Here is a 22,993-nt window from a genome sequence, read left to right as displayed (position 1 = left end):
GATCAACGATCCCCGTCCGACGCCCGCAAAATCCAGTCCCCACCGCTCTGGCGCCACTCCGCTCCGATCAGCTTCGCGAGGCGGGGCACATCCTGTCCGGCATCGCCCGTCAACCGCACGACACCCGTGACGCTGCGGTCGACCAGTGGCCCCTCCACCGCGACGCGCACGCCATAGGCGGATTGCAATCGTGCGGCAATCGCCCCGACCGTCTCGCTCTCGAAATCGAGCAGCCCGCCGCGCCAGCCGCCGACCGTGGCAGGATCGACAGCGATGCGACGCAGCCGGCGCTGCCCTTCGTCCAGCCGGACGCCCTGCCCGGCGGTCAGGCCGACCGCCTGCCCCGGAGACACCAGCGTCACCGCGCCCTCGGCCACGGCGACATCCAGATTCCCCCCGGAGCGACGCACGTCGAACACGGTGCCCATGTCGCGGATGACGACCGAACCCGAATGGAGTTCGAAGGGCGCAGCCGCATCGTGCCGGACATGAAACAGCGCCTGCCCGTCTTCCAGCGTGGCGACGCGGTGGTCGTTTCGGTCGTAACGAAGCCGCGAGCCCCCCGCCAGATCGATCCGCGTACCGTCGCCGAGCGCGATCTCGCGGGTTTCGCCGGGACGGGTCTGCTCCACCCGCATATCGGGGCCATGGTGCAACAGCGTCGGTGCCGATATCGCCGCCACCGCCGCCGCGACCCCGCCGACCAGCCACCAACGCCCCCACCCCCGGTTGTCGTTGGCCGCCTCGGTCACCGGTGCTTCGGTCACCGGTGCGGCGTCAGCGACCGATACGGGCTCGACCATCACGGGAGGGGCGACCAGCAGCGCATCGGCCATTGCGACCGCGTCATAGGCGCGCGCATTGGCCGGGCTGTCCTCCAGCCACTTGGCAAAAGCCTCCCATTCGGCGGCGCTCATCTCGCGCTGCCGGACGTGCCAGTCGATCGCCTGCTCCTCACGCGTCACCTGTCCGCGCTCCTTTCATGACCAGGACGATACCGGTCCGCTCGATCCGCACCCCCTACTCCATCATTTTCCTGTAAAAAATGATAGGCCCGCCGCAGCAGCTTCTCGACCGCGCTGACCGTGATGCCCATGTCCTCCGCGATGCTCCGCTGCGGCATCTCCTCGAAGCGGAACAGCGTGAAGGCGCGGCGCATCCGTTCGGGCATCTCGGCGATCCGGGCATGGGCCCGTGCCAGTTCGTGGCGGCCAGCGACGATGCGTTCGGGATCGGCATATTCCTCCGACTGCGGCTGCACGTCCTCCCAGGCCCCTTCGCGCGCGCCGCGCCGGGCGGCGGCGATACGGCGGTCGGTCGCCAGATTGGTCGCCATGCGACAGAGGAAGGGGATCGGCTGCTCGACATGGCCGCCCTGCATCCCCGATACGCGGAGCCAAAGGTCCTGCAGCGCATCTTCGGCCTCGTCGGCCGAACCGAGCCGGGCCGCCAACAGGCGACGCAGCAGCGGCCGCGCCTCCATGAACTGGCCTTCCAGACCCGTATCGCCCAAACCACCGCCCTCTTGTCAGGCGGCGAAGGCCAACCCGCGTCGCGCGGCCATGTCGGAAATGGAAACAGCGCGCAAGACGTCCGCCTCGTCCCGCCGCGCCGCCGCGATCGCATCGCCGGTTCGCGTCCCCGCCCCGGGATGGCACATCACCAGATGATCGGGACCCGCGCGATCGAGGAAGCGCGGCAGCGCCTGGGCGAAGCGTCCGTCGAAGCCATAATGCCCGGCGAATCCCCGATTGCAGCGAAGCCCCGACGCCTTGGCCGATGCGGCGAGCCCACGCGAGTGCCAGGCGCTGCCGATCGCCTTGCCGCGCCAGGGGCGCGCGAGCAGCGCCACCGCCCGATCCTCGCAGGTCCGCAGCCACGCGGCGGGGGCGCGGTGGCGGGTGATCGCCAGCACGATCGACCGAATGCCGGGCAGCGCATGCGCGTGCTGATGCCCGTCGACAAAGGCGGGCGGACGGCCCATCGCCGCTTCGAACCGGTCGAATTGCGCCTCCACCTCGCGCACGATCTCGGCCGCGTCGAGCCGGTCGCGCGCGGCGAGCCGGGTCAGCGGATCGATCCCCGGCATCACACCGTCGCGCGTGAAACCGTTGGGCAGGATCGGCGCTTCCTCGGTCAGGGTGAGATGCAGCCCGATCTGCACGGTATCGGGCAGGTCGCGCAGCATCGCGCTGTCCTCCGCCCAATTGGGGCGCAAGGTCATGCAACTCGTGGCGTTCAACTTGCCAGCCCGAAGCAGCTCGGCGATGACCCGACTGTCGTCGGTGGAAAAGGCGAAATCGTCAGCGCACAGAATAAGCCGGTTCACGCACCACTCCCGCCAGATTCTGATAGGCCTTTTCGCGCATCCGTTCGGTGGTCAGCCGCCGCGCCTTCAGCCGCCGCGCCAGAAATTGGTAGAAGAACCAGTCGCCCGCGAACGGCGCCGCCACGCTGTACAACAGGCGTTCCGCGAGCGTCCAACGGATCGATTCCCGATCACGCCCGCGATCCGACGGCGTGCACCAGAAACCATCGGCGTAACGCATCGTCCCGTGGCGGAGCACGCGGTGGATCACCTCATGATCCTCCAGCACGTAGTTCCAGCGGCGCGGATCGAACCCGCCCGCCGCCTTCAACGCCTTGGTGCAGAAGGCCTGCCCCGCGCCGCCCGCATGGCATTGCCGGGGCAGCAGTCGTGCCGCCAGCCGGATGGCCGCGGACTCGCGCCGACGCTCCGCCTCGCCATCGCCCGGCGCGATGAAATAGGCACCCGCGACCACGCAGCCCGGCTGTTCGAGCAGTGCCTGCGCTTCGGCAAGATAGGTCATCGGATAGCGGGTATCGGCGTCGCAGGTCGCGACGAAGCGCGTATGGACATGCTCGAGTCCAAGCTGCAACGCGTTGATCTTGCCCGGCAACCCCTGATGCAGCAGGAGATGGTCGAGCCCGAGCCGTTCGCACGCCCGGGTCGCCACCCGCACACTCGCGTCGAGCGAGCCATTGTCGACCAGGACCAGTCGAAAGCGCCGCGTCTGCCGCGCCAGGCTTTCCAGCGTCGCGGTCAATTCGGCTTCTTCGTTGAAGAACGGCACGATGATCGTCCAGCACGGCGCGACATAGCTCGACGCCGATCCTGTCTTGCCGGCATCGGCCCAGGCCCTGGCATTGCGCCAAGCCGCGCCTTCCGCATCGAGCAGCATTAACCCACCCCACCCATCGAAACATGATGTTCATGAGGCTGACGACACCATCGCGGCCCGACCGGACATGGTTTCCAGAATATTTTTCACACGCGCCAAACCGCGCCGATTTCCTTTGCGGTCGAGCGCACGGCAATGACATGGGCGGCGCGAAACCGGGCATACCCGGCCGCCACGCCCCTCCAGAACGGACCGAGATGACGGACCAGACGTCGCCCCGCCCACGCTTCGGCCAATTCGTCCCGCGAACCTTCCTCGATCGTCCGATCGGTGCGGCGCTCGCCTTGCTGGTCTTCGCGATGCTGGTGCGAATGCGCGACTATGGCAATCCGGTCGCGCATGTCGACGAACAATATTATCTGCTCGTCGGCGACCGGCTGCTCCACGGCGCGCGGCTCTATATCGACCTGTGGGATCGCAAGCCGCCGGGGCTCTTCCTGCTCTTCGCCGGGTTTCGTCTGCTCCCCGGCGACGGTTTCCTCGCCTATCAGCTCGTCGCGACGCTGTCTGTGGCTGCAACCGGCTGGCTCATCTGGTGGGCGGCGCGGCGGATGGCACTGGCCGGGCCAGCCGGACTGGCGGCGGGCGCGGCCTATATCCTCTGGCTCCCTCTGCTCAGCGGGGGGAGTGGCCAGTCGCCGGTCTTCTACAATCTGGCGATGACGGCGGCGGCGGTGCTGACGCTGCGATTGCCGCGCCTTGCCGAGCGGCGCGCGGTCGGGGCGATCGTGGCGAGTGGCACCGTCGCCTGCCTGCTCGCGGGGGTGGCGATCCAGATCAAATATACCCCGCTGGTCGAGGGGGCGTTCTTTGGGCTCGCGCATCTGTGGTATTTGTGGCGGGCGCGGGCCCGCATCGTCGCCATGGCGGCGGCGGCATCGCTCTGGATGGCGCTGGGGCTGCTGCCGACCGCGTTGATCGTGCTGCAATATTGGTCGAAGGGACCGGCGGCGTTCGATGCCTTCTGGTTCGCCAACTTCACCTCGATCACGCTGCGTCGGGGCTATCCGGTGGCGAAGATCATCGGGCGGCTGGCTGGGATCGGCGGGCAGTTGCTGCCGCTGATCGCCTGCGCCGGGATCGCGTGGCGCAAGGGGCCGTCGAGCCCCGCCATGACGTTGACCCGCCTATGGCTCGCCTTCGCGCTCGTTGCCTTCGCGATGATCGGGGCCTTCTTCGACCATTATGCCCTGCCGCTGGTCGCACCGCTCGCCCTCGCCGCCGCGCCTGCCTTTGCCATGGGACGCCGGATCATTCTGCCGGTCTTCCTGATCGGGGCAGGCCTGTTCGTCTTCCACGCCGCGACCAACGACCCGAGCGAGGGGGACGGCATTCGCCGCATGGCGCGCGTCATGGCATCGGTCGATGGCCAGCAATGTCCCTATGTCTTCGCAGGAGACTCGAGCCTCTATCATCTGTCGCAAGGGTGCATTCCCACCGCCTACGCCTTTCCCTCCTCGCTATCCTACGAGGCCGAGCGCGGAGCGATCGGGGTCGACGAACGGGCGGAGGTCGCGCGGATTGTGGCGCATCGCCCGCCCGCGATCGTGACGCTCGACGATCCCTTCTCGCCCTGGAACGCCGCCACGCAAGGGCTGATCGCCCATAGGCTGGCCACCGACTATCGCCTGGTCATGGCGGTCCCGCGAGAGGGGCGGCACGAACTGCTCTATGTCCGGCGGGACCTGCCCGTTCCGTCTCCGCAATAAAAGCACGGGCGCGGTTGTTTTCGTGCCCGCCCCGCCCCATTTGCCGCGTCGAACCCCTTATGGAGCCGCAAGCGCATGAGTGACGACGCCTATACCCCGCCCGCCATCTGGACCTGGGACAAGGAAAGCGGCGGCCGCTTCGCCGCGATCAATCGGCCGATCGCGGGCGCGACCCATGACAAGCCGCTGCCGGTCGGTCGTCATCCGCTCCAGCTCTATTCGATGGGTACACCCAATGGGGTGAAGGTCACCATCCTGCTCGAGGAGTTGCTCGCCGCGGGTCACGCCGAGGCCGAATATGACGCATGGCTGATCCGGATCGGCGATGGCGACCAGTTCGGCAGCGGCTTCGTGGAGATCAATCCCAATTCGAAGATCCCCGCTTTGGTCGACCGTCGCGGGGCAGAGCCGCTCGCCATTTTCGAATCGGGCGCGATCATGACGCATCTGGCGGAGAGCTTCGGCGCGTTCCTGCCGACCGAACCGGCCGCCCGCGCGCGCGTCATGTCCTGGTTGTTCTGGCAGATGGGAAGCGCGCCGTTCCTGGGCGGTGGCTTCGGCCATTTCTATGCCTATGCGCCGGTGAAGATCGAATATGCGATCAACCGCTATGCGATGGAAGCGAAGCGCCAGCTCGACGTGCTCGACCGCCAGCTGGAACGCCATGCCTATGTCGCGGGCGACGAATACAGCATCGCCGACATGGCGATCTGGTCGTGGTACGGGCAACTCGTGCTGGGCGACCTCTATAACGCCGCCGAGTTCCTGCAGGTGCAGGACTATACCCATGTCGTCCGTTGGGCGCGCGAGCTTGCGGCCCGTCCGGCGGTCAAGCGCGGCCGGATGGTCAACCGGACGATGGGCGATCCGTCCGAACAACTGCCCGAACGCCACGACGCCAGCGATTTCGACCTGCGCACCGCCGACAAGCTGGCCTGACCCCAATCCTCCCCAAGCGCCGCTTGGGGAGGGGGACCGCCGCGAAGCGGTGGTGGAGGGGCGGCAACGGCGCGGCCCGGCCCCTCCACCAGCTTCGCTGGTCCCCCTCCCCATCTCCGATGGGGAGGAATGCAAGGTGACGCGTGTCGGCGGCCAATCGCATGACCGTCGACAAACGGGCCGACCCCATTCCTCCCCAAGCGCCGCTTGGGGAGGGGGACCGCCGCGAAGCGGTGGTGGAGGGGCGGCAACGGCGCGGCCCTGCCCCTCCACCAGCTTGGCTGCTCCCCCTCCCCATCGTCGATGGGAAGGAATGCAAGGTGACGGCTGCATGTCATTCGCCGCGAGAGGGTTGATCCTTGCGGCTGGCTGGGCCTTAACCCCCACCATGCTCCCCTTCCCCCGTCTCCGTCGTAACCCGCGCCCGTTGCTGGCGCTCGCACTGGCCGCCGCCGCCCTGGTCGAAAGCCCGCTATGCGCCGCCGACCCCGCGCCGTTCGACCTGCCCGGGCCGGGGCTGCGCATCTCCGTGACGCGCGGGGATCGCACGCTGCCGATCGCGGAGGTTCCCAATCTCGCCACCGGCGACAAGCTGACCATCGAGGCGGATCTGCCGAGCGACCAGCGCGCGCGCTACATCCTCTTTTCCGCGTTTCTCAGCGGCGCGACCAATCCGCCGCCCAAGGACTGGGTGCGCTCGGCGGAGACGTGGAAGGCCAAGGACAAGGATCGCCGCCTGACGCTGACCGTGCCCAAGGGCGCGCGCCAGATGGCGCTGTTCCTGGTGCCGGAGACCGGCGGCGCGTCGGGCACCATCGTCGATGCGGTGCGCGACCGGCCGGGCGAGTTCGTCCGCGCGGTGCAGGACCTGAACCAGGCCTCGCTTGACCGGTCGCGGCTCAACGCCTTCGTCGCGGCGATCCGCGCGCAGGAGAACAGCCATCCCGAATTCCTGCGCACCCTGGCGCCCGCGCTGTCGAACAGCCTGGCGATCAAGCTCAACCCCGATTGCCTGGCACGCGTGATCGAGTTGCAGGCCGCCTGCCTGCTCGAAAATCGCGACGCGCTGGTGCTGGCGGATATCCATAGCAGCTCGATGACCGACACGCTGATCGGCGCGCCGACCGATCTGGCCCTGCAATTGAGCTACACGCGCGAGGCCGGGCTCGGCTATTACAGTCCCTATATCGGCGTGATCCGTGACATCGCCCGCGTCTTCGGCGCGTTCGGCAATCCGCAATTCGGCTATCTGCCGACCCTGGCGACGCGCGACGGCGAACGCATGTCGCTGTTGCTCAACGCCGCGCCATCCTTCGCCAAGCCCAAATCGGTGCTGGTCGCCGCGATGCCCGCGATCGACGCGGTCAGCCCGCCGCGTCTGCGCGTGACGGCGGACGCGCCGCTATGCGGGGCGCGGCCGGGGCTGGTCCTGCCCGTCGAGGGCGCGCCGCTGATCTACTCGACGGCTTTCGCGCGCAACATGATGGTGTCGATCACGACGCAGGACGGCAAGCGCATCGACCTGCCAGTGCGCGCCCGCGCCGATCGCGGCGGCTATGTGCTGGCCGAACCGCTGCCCGGCGGCGCGTTTTCGGGCAATGTCTCGGCGAAGCTGCACGGGCAATGGGGCTTCGACAGCTTCGAGGGGCCGAGCTTCACCCTGCAATTCCCGGGCAGCGGCGAATGGCGCGCGACCGATACCGGACAGAGCCTGGTCGTCGGTCGGGACAATAGCGTCTCGCTGACCGGCCCGGCCGCCGCCTGCGTCACCAATGTGACGATGCGCGCCGCCAACGGCACCCCGCAGCCGGTCGCCTTCACCCTCCGCGGCGCCGACGGAATCACCGCGACCCTCCCGCTCAAGGCGGCGCGGTCGGGCGATGTCACGCTGGAGATCCAGCAGATCGGCGACGCCGCGCCGCGAACCGCGACGCTGCGCGCCTATTCGCCCGCGAGCCGCATCGACACGGTGACGCTGGCCAAGGGCGACCGCTTCGTCACGCTGACGGGTCAGCGGCTGGACGAGATCGCGAGCGTCGAGATCGGTGATGTCCGCCTGTCGCCCGGTACATTGTCGCGCGACGGCGACACCGATCGACTGGTCGCCACCGCCGCCGACGACCGGTCGCCCGATGGCACCAGCGCGAAGATCCGCCTGACCGACGGGCGAACCCTGTCGGTGCCGATCACCGCCGCGCCGCCCCGCCCCTCGGCGACGCTGATCGCGCGCAGCCTGTCGCCCAAGTCGGGCACGACCGGCGTGGCGCTGGCGACGCGGGACGAGACCGTGCTGCCCGACAATAACCGCCTGACCTTCTCGGTCCGCGCCGCCGAGGGCACACGGCTTTCCCCCAACGATGCGATCGAGGTGGCGACGGCGGACGGTAATGCCACGGTCACGCTGGACGGCGGGCGCGACGTGCGGCTGTCCTCGCCGGAGATCGCGGTCGCGACGCTCGATCCCGCCAGCCTCGGTCCGGCGGCGGCGGGCGCGCTGCGCTATCGGCTGGTGCGGGGCGGGATCAAGGGCGACTGGGCCCCGCTCGCGACACTGGTCCGCCTGCCCCGCATCGACGGTGGCGAGTGCGAGGCGGGCGGCTGCGCGATCACCGGGCGCGACCTGTTCCTGATCGACCGGGTTGCCGCAACCGCCGACATGGCGGGCGCGACCAGCGTTCCGCCGGGCTTCACCGGCGCGCGGCTGACGGTGCCCGAACCGAAGGACGGGATGTGGTATCTCGCGCTTCGCGATGCACCGGCTGTGGTGTTCTCGATGGCGGAAAAGCGTTAGGCCTTGGCCTCACTCTGCTCCAACGCCTGGCGCAGCGCGCGGACTTCCCCGCGCAGTGCCTGCAGCTCTTCGATAGCCATGCCCGACCGGGCGATGATCTCTTCGCCCATGCACCCGCATTGTTCACGCAGCGCCGCGCCCGCGGTGGTCAGGCGAACCCGCACCTGCCGCTCATCCTGAGGATCGCGTTCGCGGGTCACCTGCCCGCTCGCCTCGAGCCGCTTGATCAGCGGCGTGACCGTGCTGGACTCGAGGCCCAGTCGCTGCGCGATGGCGCCGATCGTCCGGCCATCCTCCTCCCACAGCACGTGCAGCGCGAGATATTGGGGATAGGTCAGGCCGAGCTGGTCCAGCATCGGCTTATAGGTGCGCTGCATCGCCATATTGGCGGCGTACAGCGCGAAACATAACTGATCGTCCAGCGGCCAGGGCGCCGACATCCGCATTCTCCCGATCTTCGCGGGAAATCATATCGCGATAAAAACAGGGCTGGACAAGGGCATCCACGATCGCCACTTACATATCGCGATAAACATTGTCGGAGACGAGTTTTGACGATCGACGTGAAGTACCAGACCGAAGCCAGCGCGACCGGCGGCCGCGACGGCCATGCCCGGACGCAGGACGGCGCGCTCGACGTCAAGCTGGCCACGCCCAAGGAGCTGGGCGGCGCGGGCGGTGACGGCACCAATCCGGAGCAGTTGTTCGCGCCGAGGCGGAGAAGCTGGTCGAGGCGGCACACCAGATCTGCCCGTACTCCAATGCCACGCGCGGCAATGTGGATGTCGGCCTGACGCTGGCCTGACTTTCCCTACCAACTCCCTGAAATCTGCGGCGCGGTCGATCGTCACTAGGGCCGACCGACATTCAGCTTATTCTCCCCTCTCCCCTGGACAGGGGAGAGGGCTAGCGAAGCTTGCCAGCGTGCTGGCTAGCGCAGCTTGGGTGAGGGGTTGAGCGAGCCTCAAGGCTCGCGCGCTCTGCGAGCGCTTCACCCCTCTCCCTTCTACGAGGGGCGAGGGAAGGACAGGCACAGTTGAATGTCGATCTTCTCTAAGACCGCGCCGAATGTTTGTCAGGCGGAGTCGCGCACGATCAGGTGCGGCGGCATTTCCAGCCCCGGGGCCGCCCGTCCGTCCAGACGGGCGAACAGCGCCTCGACCATCGCCCTGGCTCCCGCCTCCAGATCCTGGCGGATCGTGGTCAGGCGCGGGATCGCCCGCTCGGCGAGCGGCAGGTCGTCGAAGCCGGTGACCGCGACATCGCCCGGTACGGACACGCCGCGCGCCATCAGTTCGGCCATCGTCGCCAGCGCGATCATGTCCGACGCCGCGACGATGCCGTCGATCCCCTCCCCTCGCTCGCGCAATCGGCCGAGCGCGTCAGCGATCTGATCGGGCATCAGCTCGGGCGCCAGGGCGACGTCGAGCTGGTGCGGCGGCGGAAGTCCCGCCGACCGGAGCGAATCGCACAGCCCGGCGTGACGCTGCGCCAGTTCGAGCGTCCGGATCTCGCCCATGAAGGCGATGCGACGGCGCCCGGCGGCGATCAGATGCTCGCCAGCCAATTGTCCGCCACGCCGATTGTCGACGCCCACCGCGCAGTGCCGCTGACCCGCGATCGTGCTGCCCCAGACGACCAGCGGAAGATAGGTTTCGGCCACGTCCTCGATCACCGCCAACTGGTCCGACTGGCCGATCAGCAGCACGCCATCGACCATGCCCGAGCGGGTGATCCGCGACAGCCACTCGTCGTCGTCGGGGATGATCCGCGACAGCATCACGTCATGATCGCGCGCCGCCAGTTCGTCGGCGAGATGGCCGAGCAGGGTCATGAAGAAGGGATCGGACAGACGCTGGCGCCGCTCATGGCCCAGCGGAATGGCGACGCCGATCACGCCGGTCCGTTGCGCGCGCAACCGCCGCGCCATCTGGTTGATCTGAAAATTATGCTGGGCGGCCAGCGCCTCGATCCGCTGTCGCGTCTCGGCATTGACGACGCTCTTCCCCGCCAGCGCGCGGCTGACGGTGCCGGGCGACACGCCCGCCAGCCGGGCGATGTCCTTCAGGGTACGAGCGGGTGCGGCCGGATCAGTCATGCTCGGCCCTCTGAACCAAAAAAGGAGCGGATGCCATGCGGCACCCGCTCCAAGGGGAGGAAGGATCAGAAACGGTAGCGGATCGAGGCCGTCACCGTGCGCCCGTAGAGCGCGGTGTTGTTGAACACGGCCTGGGTCGAGGACAGGACCGGGAACAGCCCGCCGCCGCCACGGAAGCCCAGCTTGTCGAACAGGTTGTTGGCGTTCAGGCCCAGCTCCAGATGCTCCATCGGGCGCACCGTGACGAAGCCGTTGACGAAGGTCGAACCCTTGATCGTGTAGAGGTTGAAGTCGTCCGACTTGGTGCTGGTCTGGCCGTTGACGCTGACGCCGAAGGCGACCGGTCCCGCATCGTAGGACGGCGACACGACGAACAGGAAGTCGGGCAGGCCGCCGGGCTTGTTGCCGACCAGCGCCGGGGTCGCGCTGCTGGTGATCTTCGAATTGGCGTAGGTCGCATCGACCGCCAGGTGGAAGTCGCCATAGGTCACGCGGCTGGTGAACTCGACGCCATAGGACCGATAGCCGTTGGAGATGTTCGGATTGTTGTTCGGCGCGGGCTGGTTGATGCGGGTGAAGTCGTAGTTATTCTCGGTCAGCGTCGAATGGAAGCCGGTGATCTCGACCGAATAGGAGGCGCCGAAGATGCCGCCGCGCTGCTTCAAGCCGATTTCCTGCTGATTGAGATAGTTGACCGAAGTCGCCTGGCCCTGCGCGTTGAGCGAGCCGTCCGCGTTGAAATTGCCCGACAGGACGCGGCGGTCGGCATTGAAGCGGCCACCCCGGCTGGCGCGGGCGAAGACGCTGGTGCTGTTGTCGAAGGCATAGAGCGCGCCCACCGACCAGCTGAAATAGCCATCGGTATAGTTGATCTTCTCGGGCGACTGGCTGAGCACCAGCGACGGGATCGTGGCCGAGCCCAGGGCGTCCGAGACCACGGTGTTCGGCCCCGCGACGCCGCCCTGCGCGGTGCCCTCGCCATGCACGCTGTCATAGCGCACCGAAGCGTCGAGGTTCAGGCCACCGACTTCGTAGCCCGCCTGCAGGAAGGGGGCGACATCGGTATAGGTCAGGTCGACACGGCGGGCGCAGCAGCTACCCCAATTGTCGTTGAACCCGGCCTGCCCCGCCGCCGTGAGCTGCGTGCCGGTGGTCGAGAACAGGTCGAGCGGCGCGGCATTCTCGCCGTTCAGCTCGCTATACTGGCGGTTGACGTGCCAGTCCTGGACGATGTTCTGCCGCATGACGAACAGACCGGCGGTCAACCGCGCCTTGCCCGGCCCGACGTCGAACTTGCCGTTCAACGTCAGGTTGTTGGCGAAGTTGTCCATGTTCTTCATCAGCGTGTTGATGTTCGGATTGTTGTTCACATAGGGACCGGTGAACAACTGGCCCGCCTTCGGGCCCGCGGCATAGCGGACCGAACCCACCGTCTGGCCGTTGACGGTCGAACCGATCAGACCGCCGGTGCCGTTCAGCGTCTGGACGTTGATGAACTGGGTGGTGAAATTGCCGCTGATCCACTGGTAACGCATGGTGTCGTCCAGCGAGATATTGTCGTTGAAGTCGTAGTGGATCTGGCCGCTGATCCCGGTGACGCGCGGGTGGATGCCCTGCATCTCCGCCGACTTCACCCCGCCGCCGTCATAGTCCAGATACTGGAAGGCGCGGTTGTAGATCGTATAGGCCGAACCCGAGCGCCCGTCGAAGGTCGGCAGCGGCGCGAAGCCCGTCACCTTGTTGCCGTCGAGCGTGGCGAGCGAAGGCGTGGTGGTGTTGGTCGGCGCCTGTTCGTCCAGCCGCTTGAAATACAGCCGCACGAAGCCGCGATTGTCGGGCAGATCCTTGGTGATGTTCGCCTTGATCTGATAGCCGCGCAGGATGTTGAAATTCTCGTTGGTGTAGCCGCCGCCATCGCGCGCATAGCCGCCGATGTGGAAGCGCGTCGTGTCGTCGATCGGCCCGCCATAGTCGAAGTCGACGCGATGCTCGCGGAAGCCCAGGCCGTTGGAATAGGCGATCTGGCCGCCCTTGGTCTCGCCGGTCTTGCTGATGAAGTTGATGACCGCGCCGGGCGCCTGGCTTGCGAAGGTCGAGGCCGACCCGCCGCGCACCGCCTCGACCGTCTTGATGTTCTGGTCGAAGCGCAGCCAATAGTCGTTGTTGCCGAAGTTGATGTCGCCGAACAGCACGTCGGGCAGGCCATCTTCCTGCAGCGAGACATATTCGGAACCGCCGGTCGACACGGGAATGCCGCGCACGCCGATATTGGCGTTACCGCCGGGGCCCGCCGTATCGCTGGGCTGCAGACCGGGGATGTTGCGCAGGATTTCGGCGGTCGAACGCGGGGTGAAGTTCTGGATCGCCTCCTGGCTGACCTGCGACACCGAGATCGAGCTGCGGAAGCGCGACCGTTCGCCGCTGCTCGCGGTGACGACGATGTCGTCGCTGGACACGCCCGCGTCCGGCGTGGTGCCTTCCTGAGCGACGGGGGTCGGGGTGGCCGCCGATTGCGCGAACGCCGGAGCGCTCACCATCGCCACTGCCAAAGCTGCCATCGATCCGCAGGACCGCAGAACGCTCGTCGTCATACACCCTCTCCTGATTCGCCCCGGTTTCCGGGCTGTCATGAAATGTGACTATTCCCATCAGCAATCGTTTGCAACAGCGCATTGCAAACCTTTGCAAAGAAACTTACGGTTCTGTGATCGAAAAAGCACAGCGGCACTCGCCCCGGCATTTGGATAGGATTGCCGTGGCCGGTCGGATACCCGGCAGGCCCTGTCGTGCGCCATGAGGAGAGATGCCGATGACCACCCCCTGCCCCGACGCCATCCGCTCCGTGCTGATCGTCGGCGGCGGCACGGCCGGTTGGATGACCGCCGCCGCGCTGGCGCATGCGATGCCGCGCGGCCTCGCCATCACGCTGGTCGAGTCGGATGCGATCGGCACGGTCGGGGTCGGCGAGGCGACCATTCCGCCGATCCGCCTGTTCAACCAGACGCTGGGCATCGACGAGGCGGAATTCCTGAGCGAGACGAAGGGCAGCTTCAAACTGGGGATCGAGTTCGTCGGCTGGGGGCGCGAGGGGCATCGCTATTTCCACCCCTTCGGCACGCACGGCAAATCCTTCGACCTGGTCGCGGTGCATCAGCATTGGCTGGCGGCGGGCGGGAACGACAGCGGCATCGCGTTCGACGACCTGTCGATGGCGTGGGGCGCGGGGCGGCACGGGCGCTTCGCCGCGCCGATGGCGGATCCACGCAGCGTCGCCTCCACCTTCGACTATGCCTATCATTTCGATGCCGGGCTCTATGCCGCGTTCCTGCGCCGCTATGCCGAGGCGCGCGGGGTGGTGCGGGTCGAAGGGAAGATCGCCGCGCATGACCTGGAGGGCGCGCGCGGCCATGTGGCCTCGGTCACGCTGGAGCGCGGCGACATACTGGAGGCCGACCTGTTCATCGACTGCTCGGGGTTTCGCGGGCTGTTGATCGAGGAAGCGCTGGGGACCGGCTATGAGGACTGGACCCACTGGCTGCCATGCGACCGGGCGGTGGCGGCGCCGTGCGTGACGGGCGGCGACGGGCTGACGCCCTATACCCGCTCGACCGCGCGCGCGGCGGGGTGGCAATGGCGGATCCCGCTGCAGCATCGCACCGGCAACGGCTATGTCTATTGCAGCCGTCACATCTCGGATGACGAGGCCGCCGCGACGCTCATGACAAATCTGGACGGCGAGGCGCTGGGCGAGCCGCGTTTCCTCCGCTTCACCACCGGGCGGCGCAAGCTGATGTGGAACCGCAATGTCATCGCCATCGGCCTGTCGAGCGGCTTCATGGAGCCGCTGGAGTCGACCAGCATCCACCTGATCCAGGCGGGGATCGCCAAGCTGCTTGCCTATTTCCCGACGCGGCGTTTCGAACCGGAGGCGATCGATGAGTATAACCGGGTTGCGATCACCGAATATGAGCGGATCCGCGACTTCCTGATCCTCCATTACAAGCTGACCGAGCGGACCGATGCGCCGCTGTGGCGCGAGTGCGCGGCTATGCCGATCCCCGACACGCTGGCGATGAGGATCGCGCATTTTCGCGCCGCCGGGCGACTGGTGGCGCGCGATATGGACCTGTTCGGCCCGGCGAGCTGGGCGGCGGTGCACATCGGGCAGTTCAACATGCCCGAGGGGCTGGACCCGCTTCTGGCTTATGGCGATCCAGCACAGAGCCGCGCGTTCATCGGCAGACTGGCGGGTGCGATCGGGCAGATGGCGCAATCGATGCCGAGCCATGCCGATTGGTTGGGGAAGATCGGGGCGATTGCCTGAATTCCTCCCCATTAAGGGGAAATGGCACGCCGCAGAACTGACAGAGGGGGGATTCACGCGGGTTAACCTTCGCGGCACGCCCCCTCCACCTCCGCTTCGCGGCGGTCCCCCTCCCCGTGCCGGGGAGGATTTACAGCCCTTCGCCCCCGACCCACTGCGCGTGTGCCAGGCGCCGCGCCAATTCCCAATTCTGCTGCCGCAGGTCGGGCACCGCCACCACCTCCCACAGGCCGCCACGCGTCATCGGCCCGATGCAGTAGAGCCGGTCGTCCGTCCCGCCATCGGCGGCCACGACATGGCTCTGCGCATCGACCTCCAGCCCGATGCGGAGCGCATCCGGCCGGATCATGCCCGCGTCCAGCAACTGCCGGATCAGCGGCTCGCGCGAACGCAGCAGGTCGCCTTGCGGCCCGGTGCAATTGACGATCCGCGCGACCAGCAAGACCTCGACCCGATCGGAGCCGCGCGGTCGCCAGTGGACCACGGCCCCCTGCCCGTCGGGCTCGACCCTGACCAGCTTGCCCCCCGCGATCGACAGCCGCCCCGCGTCGATCAGCGCGTCCACCCGGTCCGCGACCGATGGCGCCAGCCGGTGGCGATGCACGTCCCAATAGGGCCGCAAATGGCGCAGGAAGCGTGCACGCGTCGTGCCGTCCGCCGCGCCCCACATCATCTGTGTCACCGGACGCAAGCTGTCGACCGCGCCGCGCCAGCCCTGCTCTCCGGCGGTACAGCGCACATGCCGGACCAGCGCCGACAGGCTTGCCGCGGGTCGTTCGCGAAGCGGCGCGACCGGTGGCGTGTCGGCGTGTCGGCGGGGCATCAGCCCCCGTCGTGACAATGCCAGCGTCCGCCCACCAAAACCGCTGGCGTCGAGCAGCAGCGCGGCGTCGATCGCGGTCAGCCCGCTGCCGACCAGCAGTACCCGGTCGTCTTCGCCCAGCCCCTCGGCGATATCGCCCGCCCAGGGATCCTCGCGATAGCATCCTTCGGCCAATGCCGTCGGATCGATGCCGGGCGGCGTATGCGGCGGCAGATTGCCCAGCGCCAGCACCACCGCATCCGCACCGAGCGTGCCGCCTTCGCCCAGGTCGAGCCGATAGCCCTGGCCTGCCCGCGCCAGCGCCACCACCTCGCCGCTCGCCAGCGTCAGTCGCGCGGGGTCGGCCGCGATCGTCTCCATCAACAGGTCGCGCAGATAATCGCCATAGACGCGACGCGGTACGAAGGTCTTCGCATCCCCCGCGCCACGTGCGACCAGCCAGCGGACGAAATGGTCGGGATCGTCGCGCAGCGCGCTCATATTGCCCGCACGCACGTTCAACAGATGCTCGGCATGTGCCGCGCTATAGGCCACCCCCCTCGCGAGCTGGTTCGCACGCCGCTCGATCAGCGTCGCGCGCGGCCCGCCGTGGCGAACCAGATTGATGGCCAGCAGCGTCCCCGCAAAACCGCCGCCGATGATCGCGACATGATCGATCCCCGCCGTCATCCGTCCGTGCATCCCTTCGTCATCGTCCCGCCCAAGCTCCTAGTCGCATCGGCAACGATCCACACGCACATTTGGGTATACGATTTGGACGGCCACGGTTACGCTGACCGACCTACCCCGATGGAGTGACTGCGTCGATGCGAGCCTATAGGCGGATTTCCGGGCTTTTGGTCTCCCTCTCCCCGCTCGCGATGGCCGCACCGCTCGCGGCGCAGACGGGCGTCACCGCCACGCCCCTGTCGGTCGAAAGCATCTTCGGCCCGGCGGCGGTCCGCACGCAATCCGTTCGGGAAAGCCGCTGGGATACGGATGGCGAAAGCTATCTCGCGCTGGAGGCGGGGCCGAAGGGCGGACAGGACATCGTCCGCTACCGCATCGCCGACGGACAGCGTCAGGTGGTGATCGCCGCCGCCGACCTGATCCCCGCCGGAGCGAGCGTCCCGCTGGAGATCGACAGCTATGAATGGTCCCCCGACCGCCAATGGCTGCTGATCCAGACCAACGGCAAGCGGTTCCGTCGCACCAACGCGCTATCCGACTATTGGCTCTACGATGTCGCGGGTCGCCGGTTGCACAGGGTCGGCCCGGATGCGGCGCCCTCTACCCTGCTCTATGCCACGGTGTCGCCCGACAGCAGCCGCATCGCCTATGTCCGGGCGAACAACATCTATGTCGAGCCGATCGCGGGTGGCACCCCCGTCGCGCTGACCCGGGACGGCGACGACTATGTCGTCAACGGCCTGGCAGACTGGGTCTATGAAGAGGAATTCTCGGTCCACCGCGCGTTCGAATGGAGCCCGGACTCGCGGCGCATCGCCTTTCTCCGCTTCGATACGAAGGGCGTCGGCACCTTCGACATGGTCAAGAATACCGGCGGCCAATATTCGCAGGTGATCCCGCTGCAATATCCCAAGGCGGGCACGACCAACTCGGCGGTGACGGTCGGCGCGATCGACGTGGCGGACGGACGGACCCGCTGGTTCGGGCTGACGGGCGACCCGCGCCAGAACTACGTGCCGCAGATCAGCTGGGCCGGCGGCTCCGACGCGCTGTTCATCCAGCAATCGAACCGGCTCCAGAACAGCTACAACGTCCTGCTCGGCGATCCGGCGACCGGCGCGGTCAAGCCGATCATGGTCGAGAAGGACGCCGCCTGGGTCGAGGCCAATGCCGCGCCCGAATGGCTGAAGGGCGCGCGAAGCTTCACCTGGCTGTCCGAGCGGGACGGCTGGCGCCATCTCTACACGATCGACCGCGCGACCGGCCGCGCGACGCTGCGCACGCCGGGCAAGTTCGACGTGGTCGATCTGCTCAAGGTCGACGAAAAGGCGGGCTATGCCTGGTTCACCGCCTCGCCCGACAATCCGACCCAGCGCTATCTCTACCGGACGACCCTGTCCGGCACTCCCCGGGTCGAGCGGCTGACCCCGGCGGGTCAGCCCGGCACGCACAGCTACGACATCGCGCCGGGCGAACATTGGGCGCTGCACACCGTCTCGCGCTTCGATGCGCCGCCGGTGACCGACATGCTCGACATGACCCGCCAGCAGTCGCTGCGCACGCTTGCCGCGAATGCGCCGCTCGCCAAGGTGGTGACGGATACCGGCCTGCCCGCCACCGAGTTCTTCCGCGTCGATATCGGCGGCGGCACGCAACTCGACGGCTGGCTCATCAAGCCGCCGGGCTTCGACCCGGCCAAGCGCTATCCCATCCTCTATTTCGTGTATGGCGAACCCTGGGGCCAGACGGTCGCGGATCGCTGGGCAGGGTCGCAGGGACTGTGGCACCGGATGCTCGCGCAAAGGGGCTATCTGATCGCGAGCCTCGATCCGCGCGGCACCGCCACCCCGCGCGGTCACGACTGGCGCAGGAGCATCTATCGCCAGGTCGGCATCCTGGCCTCGGCCGACTATGCGGCGGGCGTGCGGAAGATGCTGAGCACCCGCCCCTATATCGACCCGGCCCGGATCGGCATCTGGGGCTGGAGCGGCGGCGGCGCGATGACGCAGAATGCGATGTTCCGCTATCCGGACCTCTACAAGACCGGCATCGCGGTCGCGGGGCCGACCGACATGAAGCTCTATGATACCATCTATCAGGAGCGGTATATGGGCCTGCCGCAGGACAATGCGGACGGGTACAGGAACGGCTCGCCCATCACCTTCGCCGACCGGCTGAAGGGCAACCTGCTGCTGATCCACGGCACGCTGGACGACAATGTGCACTATCAGAACCAGGACCAGCTGGTCGACCGGCTGATACACTTCAACAAGCCGTTCACGATGATGGCCTATCCCGACCGCAGCCACGGCATCTACGAGGGTGAGAACACCAGCATCCACCTCTATTCGCTGATGACCCGCTATCTGGAGACGAACCTGCCGCCCGGCGGGCGGTGACGGTCGCGGCTTCGGCCGCGCCGCCGCTCCATGACAATCTGTTTGGCGGACACCCGGGCGGTCGATGGCTCTTGGAAATTCATTGCAATCGTTTGTTGCAATATCTTACCGATCGCGCCATGATAGGCCCCGACGCGGTAAACCGGCGCCAGAAACGGTCCACACCCCGCGCGCGAGAGGATCCGCATGACCCCGTCCAACCCCGCCGCCGGAGCCAGGACCCTGTTCAAGCCGCGCCTGTCGCTACCGCGCATCCTGGAGATGAATCTGGGGTTCCTGGGGCTGCAGTTCAGCTTCGGGTTGCAGCAGGGCAATATGGCGCCGATCTACAGCTATCTCGGCGCGTCCGAGGCGCAGATCCCGTTGCTGCAATTGGCGGGACCGATGACCGGGCTGCTGATCCAGCCGCTGATCGGCGCGATGAGCGACCGGACGGACAGCCGCTGGGGACGGCGCACGCCCTATTTCCTGGTCGGCGCGGTGCTTTGCGCGCTCGGCCTGTTCTTCATGCCGCTCAGTTCGTCGCTGCTGATGGCGGTGTCGCTGCTGTGGATCCTCGACGCGGGCAACAACATCACCATGGAGCCCTACCGGGCCTATGTGTCCGACCGGCTGGACGGGTCGCAGCATAATGTCGGCTTCCTGACGCAGAGCGCCTTTACCGGACTGGCGCAGATGCTCGCCTTTCTGACGCCGTCGTTGCTGGTCTGGGCGGGAATGAACCCCGACTGGGTGGACGGGCACCATATCCCGTACACGGCGCGTATCGTCTTCATGATCGGCGCGGTGCTGTCCTTCGCCACCATCGTCTGGTCGATCAAGCGCGTGCCCGAACTGCCGCTGACGCCCGAGGATCGCGCGCGTATCGCCGCGGCCCCCAAGGGCATCGGCGCCACGCTCAGGGAAATCGGCGATGCGATCCGCACCATGCCGCTGCCGATGCGCAAGCTCGCGCTGATGAGCCTGTTCCAGTGGTACGCGATGATGGCCTATTGGAACTATGTCATCTACGCGATCGGGCGGTCGGTCTACGGCACCGCCGACGCGACGTCCTCGGGCTTTCATGCCGCGGTGCTGACCAATGGCGAGGTCGCGGCCTTCTACAACGGTGTCGCCTTCGTCGCGGCGTTCGCGATGGTGCCGCTGGCCAAGCGAATCGGTGCCACGCCGCTGCACGCGCTCTGCCTGGTCATCACCGGCATCGGCATGATGGTGATGCCGCACATGACCAGCAAGGCGATGCTGTTCCTGCCCGCGATCGGCATCGGCCTCGGCTGGGCGAGCATGATGGGCAACCCCTACGTCATCTTGGCGGGCTCGATCCCGCCCGAGCGGACGGGTGTCTATATGGGCATCTTCAACATGATGATCGTCATCCCGATGCTGATCTTCGGCGTGACGCTGCCGCTCTTCTACCAAAGCTGGCTGGGCGGCGATCCGCGCAACGTCCTGACCTTGTGCGGCGTGCTGATGCTGGCGGCGGCCGTCTCCGTCTATTCGGTGCGCGCACGCAATCCCCAGGGGCTGCCGCTCGGCGCCGCGCCCCAAGCCTGATCCCCTTTTCCCCTTCCCGAGGTATCATGACCGACACCCCCGCCCCTGCCCATTGGTCGGCCGAAGCCCTTGCCGGGATAGCGGCGCAGGATCGGGCACGCCTGCCCGTCTTCACCGCCGCCGATGTCGTACCGATACTGCCCGACCATGACCTGTGGGACATGTGGCAGATCGCCTATGCCGATGGCCGGACCGCGCTTCTCGGCGGGCGAAGCTGGTGGTTCTTCCTGGCGACGCCGCGTTTCGACGATCCAGAGATGCGGCACGACGCGGCGCGGATCCGGCTGACGAGCCACGGCGCGGACGGCTGGCGCGACCATGGTGTGACCTTCGCCGATGGCTTTACGCCGGGCAGCCGGGAATGGTCGGGCTCCGCGGTGCTCGGCGAGGACGACGTCACGCTGACCATGTATTTCACCGCCTCGGGACGGCGCGGCCAGCCCCGCACGTTCGAGCAGCGGCTGTTCGAGACACGGGGCCGCTTCCTCGCCGAAGAAGCGCGAACCGAGGGCTGGAGCGAGCCGGTCGAGAACGTCGTCGCGGACGGGCATCACTATATCGTCGCGAACCAGGCCGAGCCGGAAAATGGCGGCATCAAGGGTTTCCGCGATCCGGGCTATTTCCGCGATCCGGCGGACGGCGCGGAATATCTGTTGTTCGTCGGCTCGGCGGGCTGGGTGGACGTCCCGTTCGACGGCGTCGTCGGTGTCGCGCGACGCGACGGGGCGCGCTGGGCCATCCTGCCGCCGCTGATCGAGGCGCTGGGCGTGAACAGCGAACTGGAGCGTCCGCATGTCATCGTCCGTGACGGGCGCTATTATTGCTTCTGGTCGACGCAGGGAAAGCGCTTCGCCCCTGGTATCGATGCACCGACGGGCCTCTATGCGATGGTCGCGGACCGGTTCGCCGGACCCTGGCGTCCGGTCAACGGCACCGGCCTGGTCGCGGGCAATCCGGTGGCCGAGCCGACCCAGGCCTATTGCTGGTGGGTCACCGGCGAGGGGGATGTGATCAGCTTCGTCGACTATTGGGGGCTGGACGGCCGTGATGCGAGCGCCGATCCCGCGCTGCGCCGCGAGCGTTTCGGCGGCACCGCCGCGCCCTGGTTCCGGCTGGCCTTTGACGGCGACAGCGTGACGATCATTTGAGGGGCTGGGTTCTCCCGCCCCCTCTTCCCTTTCTGAGCGGAGAGGGAAGAGGCGCCCGCCCCTACGCCGTTTCGCGAGCGATCAGTTCGGGGGTCAGGACCACCGATCCCGCATCCTCGCCCGCGATCCGGGCGAACAGAGCGTCGACCATCGCCTGCGCGCCGCCCGCGATATCCTGTCGAATCGTGGTGATGCGCGGCACCGCCTGCGCCGCGAGCGGCAGGTCGTCATAGCCGATGACCGGCAACGTGTCGGGGACCGCGATCGCCCGGTCCGCGAGCACCCGCACCGCCGTCATCGCGATCATGTCCGACGCCGCGACGATCCCGTCGATCGGCAGAGCATCGCCCCCCTGCCCGATCAACGCATCGATATGCGCCGCGATCTCCTGCTCCATGACGTCCGATGCCAGATGCGTCGCCAGCTGGACCGGACCGCCGTCCAGGCCGGCCTCCGCCATGGCGCGGGCGACGCCGTCGTGGCGCTGGCGGATCTCCGGCGCGCCGACATCACCGAGAAAGGCGATTCGACGGCATCCGCGCGCGATCAGCCGCTGCCCCGCGATATAGCCACCCTGCGCATTGTCGGTGCCCACCGCCGCATGAACCTGATCGGGCAGATTGACACCCCAGGCCACCAGCGGGCGATAGCGGCGAGCGACCCGCTCGATCGCGTCATACTGGTCGGACTGGCCGATCAGCAGCACGCCGTCGACCATGCCGCTGTCGACCACCCGGTCGAGCCAGTCGGCGGCGTCCGGAATGACCCGCGACAGCATCACGTCATAGCCATTCTCGGTCAGCGCGTCGGCGAGATGACCCAGCATCGTCATGAAGAACGGGTCGGACAAATGTTGGCGGCGGTCATGCCCCAGCGGCACGACGATGCCGATCACCCCGGTACGCCGCGTCCGCAGGCGGCTGGCCATCTGGTTGGGTCGGAAACCGTGCAGATCGGCGAGCGCCTGGATCCGCGAGCGCGTCTCGGCATTGACGAGCGACTTGCCCGCGAGCGCCCGCGACACCGTGCCCGGCGACACCCCGGCCATCTGCGCCAGATCCGCGATCGTCCGAATGCGACGATCGCCATCTCCCAAAATCCTGTCGGTCATCCGGTAACGCTAACCGTAGCGGGCTATGTCCGACAAGCTGGCACGGAATTTTCCGTGGCATAACTTACATGGATTAGGACGTTCGTATCGCCGGTACGCCTGACACGCCCCTCCCCGTGTCGGGGAGGAACCCAGGTTCAGACCTTGCCGGTCAGCTCCGGCACGACGGTGAACAGGTCGCCGACCAGGCCGATATCGGCGACCTGGAAGATCGGCGCGTCCTCG

General features: G+C 67.4%; 16 protein-coding genes and 1 pseudogene. 8 read left to right on the top strand and 9 right to left on the bottom strand.

Annotated features, from left to right (window positions below):
* Window positions 1–2: 2 nt before the first annotated feature.
* Genes LRP66_RS12600 through LRP66_RS12585 form a run of 4 tightly spaced genes read right to left on the bottom strand, consistent with a single transcriptional unit; the run spans window position 3 to window position 3,203 of the window.
* Entirely contained in the window at window positions 3–965 is a 963-nt protein-coding gene (locus LRP66_RS12600; protein WP_230482952.1) for a FecR family protein, read from the bottom strand.
* Window positions 962–1,513 (bottom strand): RNA polymerase sigma factor, encoded by a 552-nt coding sequence (locus tag LRP66_RS12595; protein ID WP_230482951.1) that lies wholly within the window; start codon window positions 1,511–1,513, stop codon window positions 962–964. Before LRP66_RS12595 ends, LRP66_RS12600 begins: the two co-directional genes overlap by 4 nt.
* Window positions 1,514–1,528: 15 nt before the next feature.
* Complete coding sequence (locus LRP66_RS12590) at window positions 1,529–2,329, bottom strand: ChbG/HpnK family deacetylase (protein ID WP_230482950.1); 801 nt, start codon at window positions 2,327–2,329, stop codon at window positions 1,529–1,531.
* The gene (locus LRP66_RS12585) at window positions 2,304–3,203 is read right to left on the bottom strand and encodes a glycosyltransferase family 2 protein (RefSeq protein WP_230482949.1); all 900 of its coding nucleotides are present in this window, start codon (window positions 3,201–3,203) and stop codon (window positions 2,304–2,306) included. The genes LRP66_RS12590 and LRP66_RS12585 overlap by 26 nt, the downstream gene beginning before the upstream one ends.
* Before the next feature lie 197 nt (window positions 3,204–3,400).
* Here LRP66_RS12585 and LRP66_RS12580 point away from each other — a divergent pair, with 197 nt between their 5' ends.
* From LRP66_RS12580 to LRP66_RS12570, 3 genes are all read left to right on the top strand, one after another.
* Window positions 3,401–4,912: an ArnT family glycosyltransferase gene (locus tag LRP66_RS12580; RefSeq protein WP_230482948.1), complete on the top strand. Its 1,512-nt coding sequence runs from the start codon at window positions 3,401–3,403 to the stop codon at window positions 4,910–4,912.
* A gap of 75 nt (window positions 4,913–4,987) precedes the next feature.
* Window positions 4,988–5,851: a glutathione-dependent disulfide-bond oxidoreductase gene (gene yghU / locus LRP66_RS12575; RefSeq protein WP_230482947.1), complete on the top strand. Its 864-nt coding sequence runs from the start codon at window positions 4,988–4,990 to the stop codon at window positions 5,849–5,851.
* A 388-nt stretch (window positions 5,852–6,239) separates the two neighbouring features.
* The gene (locus LRP66_RS12570) at window positions 6,240–8,642 is read left to right on the top strand and encodes a hypothetical protein (protein WP_230482946.1); all 2,403 of its coding nucleotides are present in this window, start codon (window positions 6,240–6,242) and stop codon (window positions 8,640–8,642) included.
* Here LRP66_RS12570 and LRP66_RS12565 read toward each other — a convergent pair.
* Window positions 8,639–9,082: a MarR family winged helix-turn-helix transcriptional regulator gene (locus tag LRP66_RS12565; protein WP_230482945.1), complete on the bottom strand. Its 444-nt coding sequence runs from the start codon at window positions 9,080–9,082 to the stop codon at window positions 8,639–8,641. The genes LRP66_RS12570 and LRP66_RS12565 overlap by 4 nt on opposite strands.
* A 111-nt stretch (window positions 9,083–9,193) precedes the next feature.
* On the opposite strand from LRP66_RS12565, the pseudogene LRP66_RS12560 reads away from it, so the two are divergent.
* Window positions 9,194–9,447: pseudogene (locus tag LRP66_RS12560) on the top strand (hypothetical protein).
* Window positions 9,448–9,717: 270 nt separating this feature from the next.
* On the opposite strand, the gene LRP66_RS12555 reads toward LRP66_RS12560, so the two are convergent.
* A complete protein-coding gene (locus tag LRP66_RS12555) occupies window positions 9,718–10,740 on the bottom strand; it encodes a LacI family DNA-binding transcriptional regulator (protein WP_230482944.1) in 1,023 nt (340 codons plus the stop codon).
* Window positions 10,741–10,805: 65 nt separating this feature from the next.
* Window positions 10,806–13,331: a TonB-dependent receptor domain-containing protein gene (locus LRP66_RS12550; protein WP_230482943.1), complete on the bottom strand. Its 2,526-nt coding sequence runs from the start codon at window positions 13,329–13,331 to the stop codon at window positions 10,806–10,808.
* Between the two features lie 218 nt (window positions 13,332–13,549).
* On the opposite strand from LRP66_RS12550, the gene LRP66_RS12545 reads away from it, so the two are divergent.
* On the top strand, window positions 13,550–15,064 hold the full coding sequence (locus tag LRP66_RS12545; protein WP_230482942.1) for a tryptophan halogenase family protein: 1,515 nt from the start codon (window positions 13,550–13,552) through the stop codon (window positions 15,062–15,064).
* 130 nt (window positions 15,065–15,194) lie between these two features.
* On the opposite strand, the gene LRP66_RS12540 is transcribed toward LRP66_RS12545, so the two are convergent.
* Window positions 15,195–16,556: an FAD/NAD(P)-binding protein gene (locus tag LRP66_RS12540; RefSeq protein ID WP_230482941.1), complete on the bottom strand. Its 1,362-nt coding sequence runs from the start codon at window positions 16,554–16,556 to the stop codon at window positions 15,195–15,197.
* 167 nt (window positions 16,557–16,723) lie between these two features.
* Here LRP66_RS12540 and LRP66_RS12535 point away from each other — a divergent pair, with 167 nt between their 5' ends.
* The 3 genes from LRP66_RS12535 to LRP66_RS12525 all read left to right on the top strand — a co-directional run bounded on the left by LRP66_RS12535 (window position 16,724) and on the right by LRP66_RS12525 (window position 21,657).
* Window positions 16,724–18,955 (top strand): S9 family peptidase, encoded by a 2,232-nt coding sequence (locus LRP66_RS12535; RefSeq protein WP_230482940.1) that lies wholly within the window; start codon window positions 16,724–16,726, stop codon window positions 18,953–18,955.
* A 186-nt stretch (window positions 18,956–19,141) separates the two neighbouring features.
* Complete coding sequence (locus tag LRP66_RS12530) at window positions 19,142–20,509, top strand: MFS transporter (protein WP_230482939.1); 1,368 nt, start codon at window positions 19,142–19,144, stop codon at window positions 20,507–20,509.
* A gap of 26 nt (window positions 20,510–20,535) precedes the next feature.
* Window positions 20,536–21,657 (top strand): glycoside hydrolase family 68 protein, encoded by a 1,122-nt coding sequence (locus LRP66_RS12525; protein WP_230482938.1) that lies wholly within the window; start codon window positions 20,536–20,538, stop codon window positions 21,655–21,657.
* A 61-nt stretch (window positions 21,658–21,718) separates the two neighbouring features.
* Here the strand turns inward: LRP66_RS12525 and LRP66_RS12520 are convergent, their stop codons facing one another.
* Entirely contained in the window at window positions 21,719–22,768 is a 1,050-nt protein-coding gene (locus LRP66_RS12520) for a LacI family DNA-binding transcriptional regulator (protein ID WP_230482937.1), read from the bottom strand.
* Window positions 22,769–22,993: the final 225 nt, after the last annotated feature.

It is taken from the genome of Sphingomonas sp. Leaf21 (assembly GCF_916858675.1).
GTDB lineage: Bacteria > Pseudomonadota > Alphaproteobacteria > Sphingomonadales > Sphingomonadaceae > Sphingomonas.
The sequence above is the reverse complement of the archived record's forward strand: the minus strand, read 5'-3'. Positions and strand labels throughout refer to the sequence as shown.

What these genes read in the sequence shown, in the direction of transcription:
- LRP66_RS12585 (WP_230482949.1), bottom strand. Translation starts at nt 3,203, where the DNA reads ATGCTGCTCGATGCGGAAGGCGCGGCTTGGCGCAATGCCAGGGCCTGG.
- LRP66_RS12580 (WP_230482948.1), top strand. Translation starts at nt 3,401, where the DNA reads ATGACGGACCAGACGTCGCCCCGCCCACGCTTCGGCCAATTCGTCCCG.
- yghU (WP_230482947.1), top strand. Translation starts at nt 4,988, where the DNA reads ATGAGTGACGACGCCTATACCCCGCCCGCCATCTGGACCTGGGACAAG.
- LRP66_RS12570 (WP_230482946.1), top strand. Translation starts at nt 6,240, where the DNA reads ATGCTCCCCTTCCCCCGTCTCCGTCGTAACCCGCGCCCGTTGCTGGCG.
- LRP66_RS12565 (WP_230482945.1), bottom strand. Translation starts at nt 9,082, where the DNA reads ATGTCGGCGCCCTGGCCGCTGGACGATCAGTTATGTTTCGCGCTGTAC.
- LRP66_RS12555 (WP_230482944.1), bottom strand. Translation starts at nt 10,740, where the DNA reads ATGACTGATCCGGCCGCACCCGCTCGTACCCTGAAGGACATCGCCCGG.
- LRP66_RS12550 (WP_230482943.1), bottom strand. Translation starts at nt 13,331, where the DNA reads ATGACGACGAGCGTTCTGCGGTCCTGCGGATCGATGGCAGCTTTGGCA.
- LRP66_RS12545 (WP_230482942.1), top strand. Translation starts at nt 13,550, where the DNA reads ATGACCACCCCCTGCCCCGACGCCATCCGCTCCGTGCTGATCGTCGGC.
- LRP66_RS12540 (WP_230482941.1), bottom strand. Translation starts at nt 16,556, where the DNA reads ATGACGGCGGGGATCGATCATGTCGCGATCATCGGCGGCGGTTTTGCG.
- LRP66_RS12530 (WP_230482939.1), top strand. Translation starts at nt 19,142, where the DNA reads ATGACCCCGTCCAACCCCGCCGCCGGAGCCAGGACCCTGTTCAAGCCG.
- LRP66_RS12525 (WP_230482938.1), top strand. Translation starts at nt 20,536, where the DNA reads ATGACCGACACCCCCGCCCCTGCCCATTGGTCGGCCGAAGCCCTTGCC.
- LRP66_RS12520 (WP_230482937.1), bottom strand. Translation starts at nt 22,768, where the DNA reads ATGACCGACAGGATTTTGGGAGATGGCGATCGTCGCATTCGGACGATC.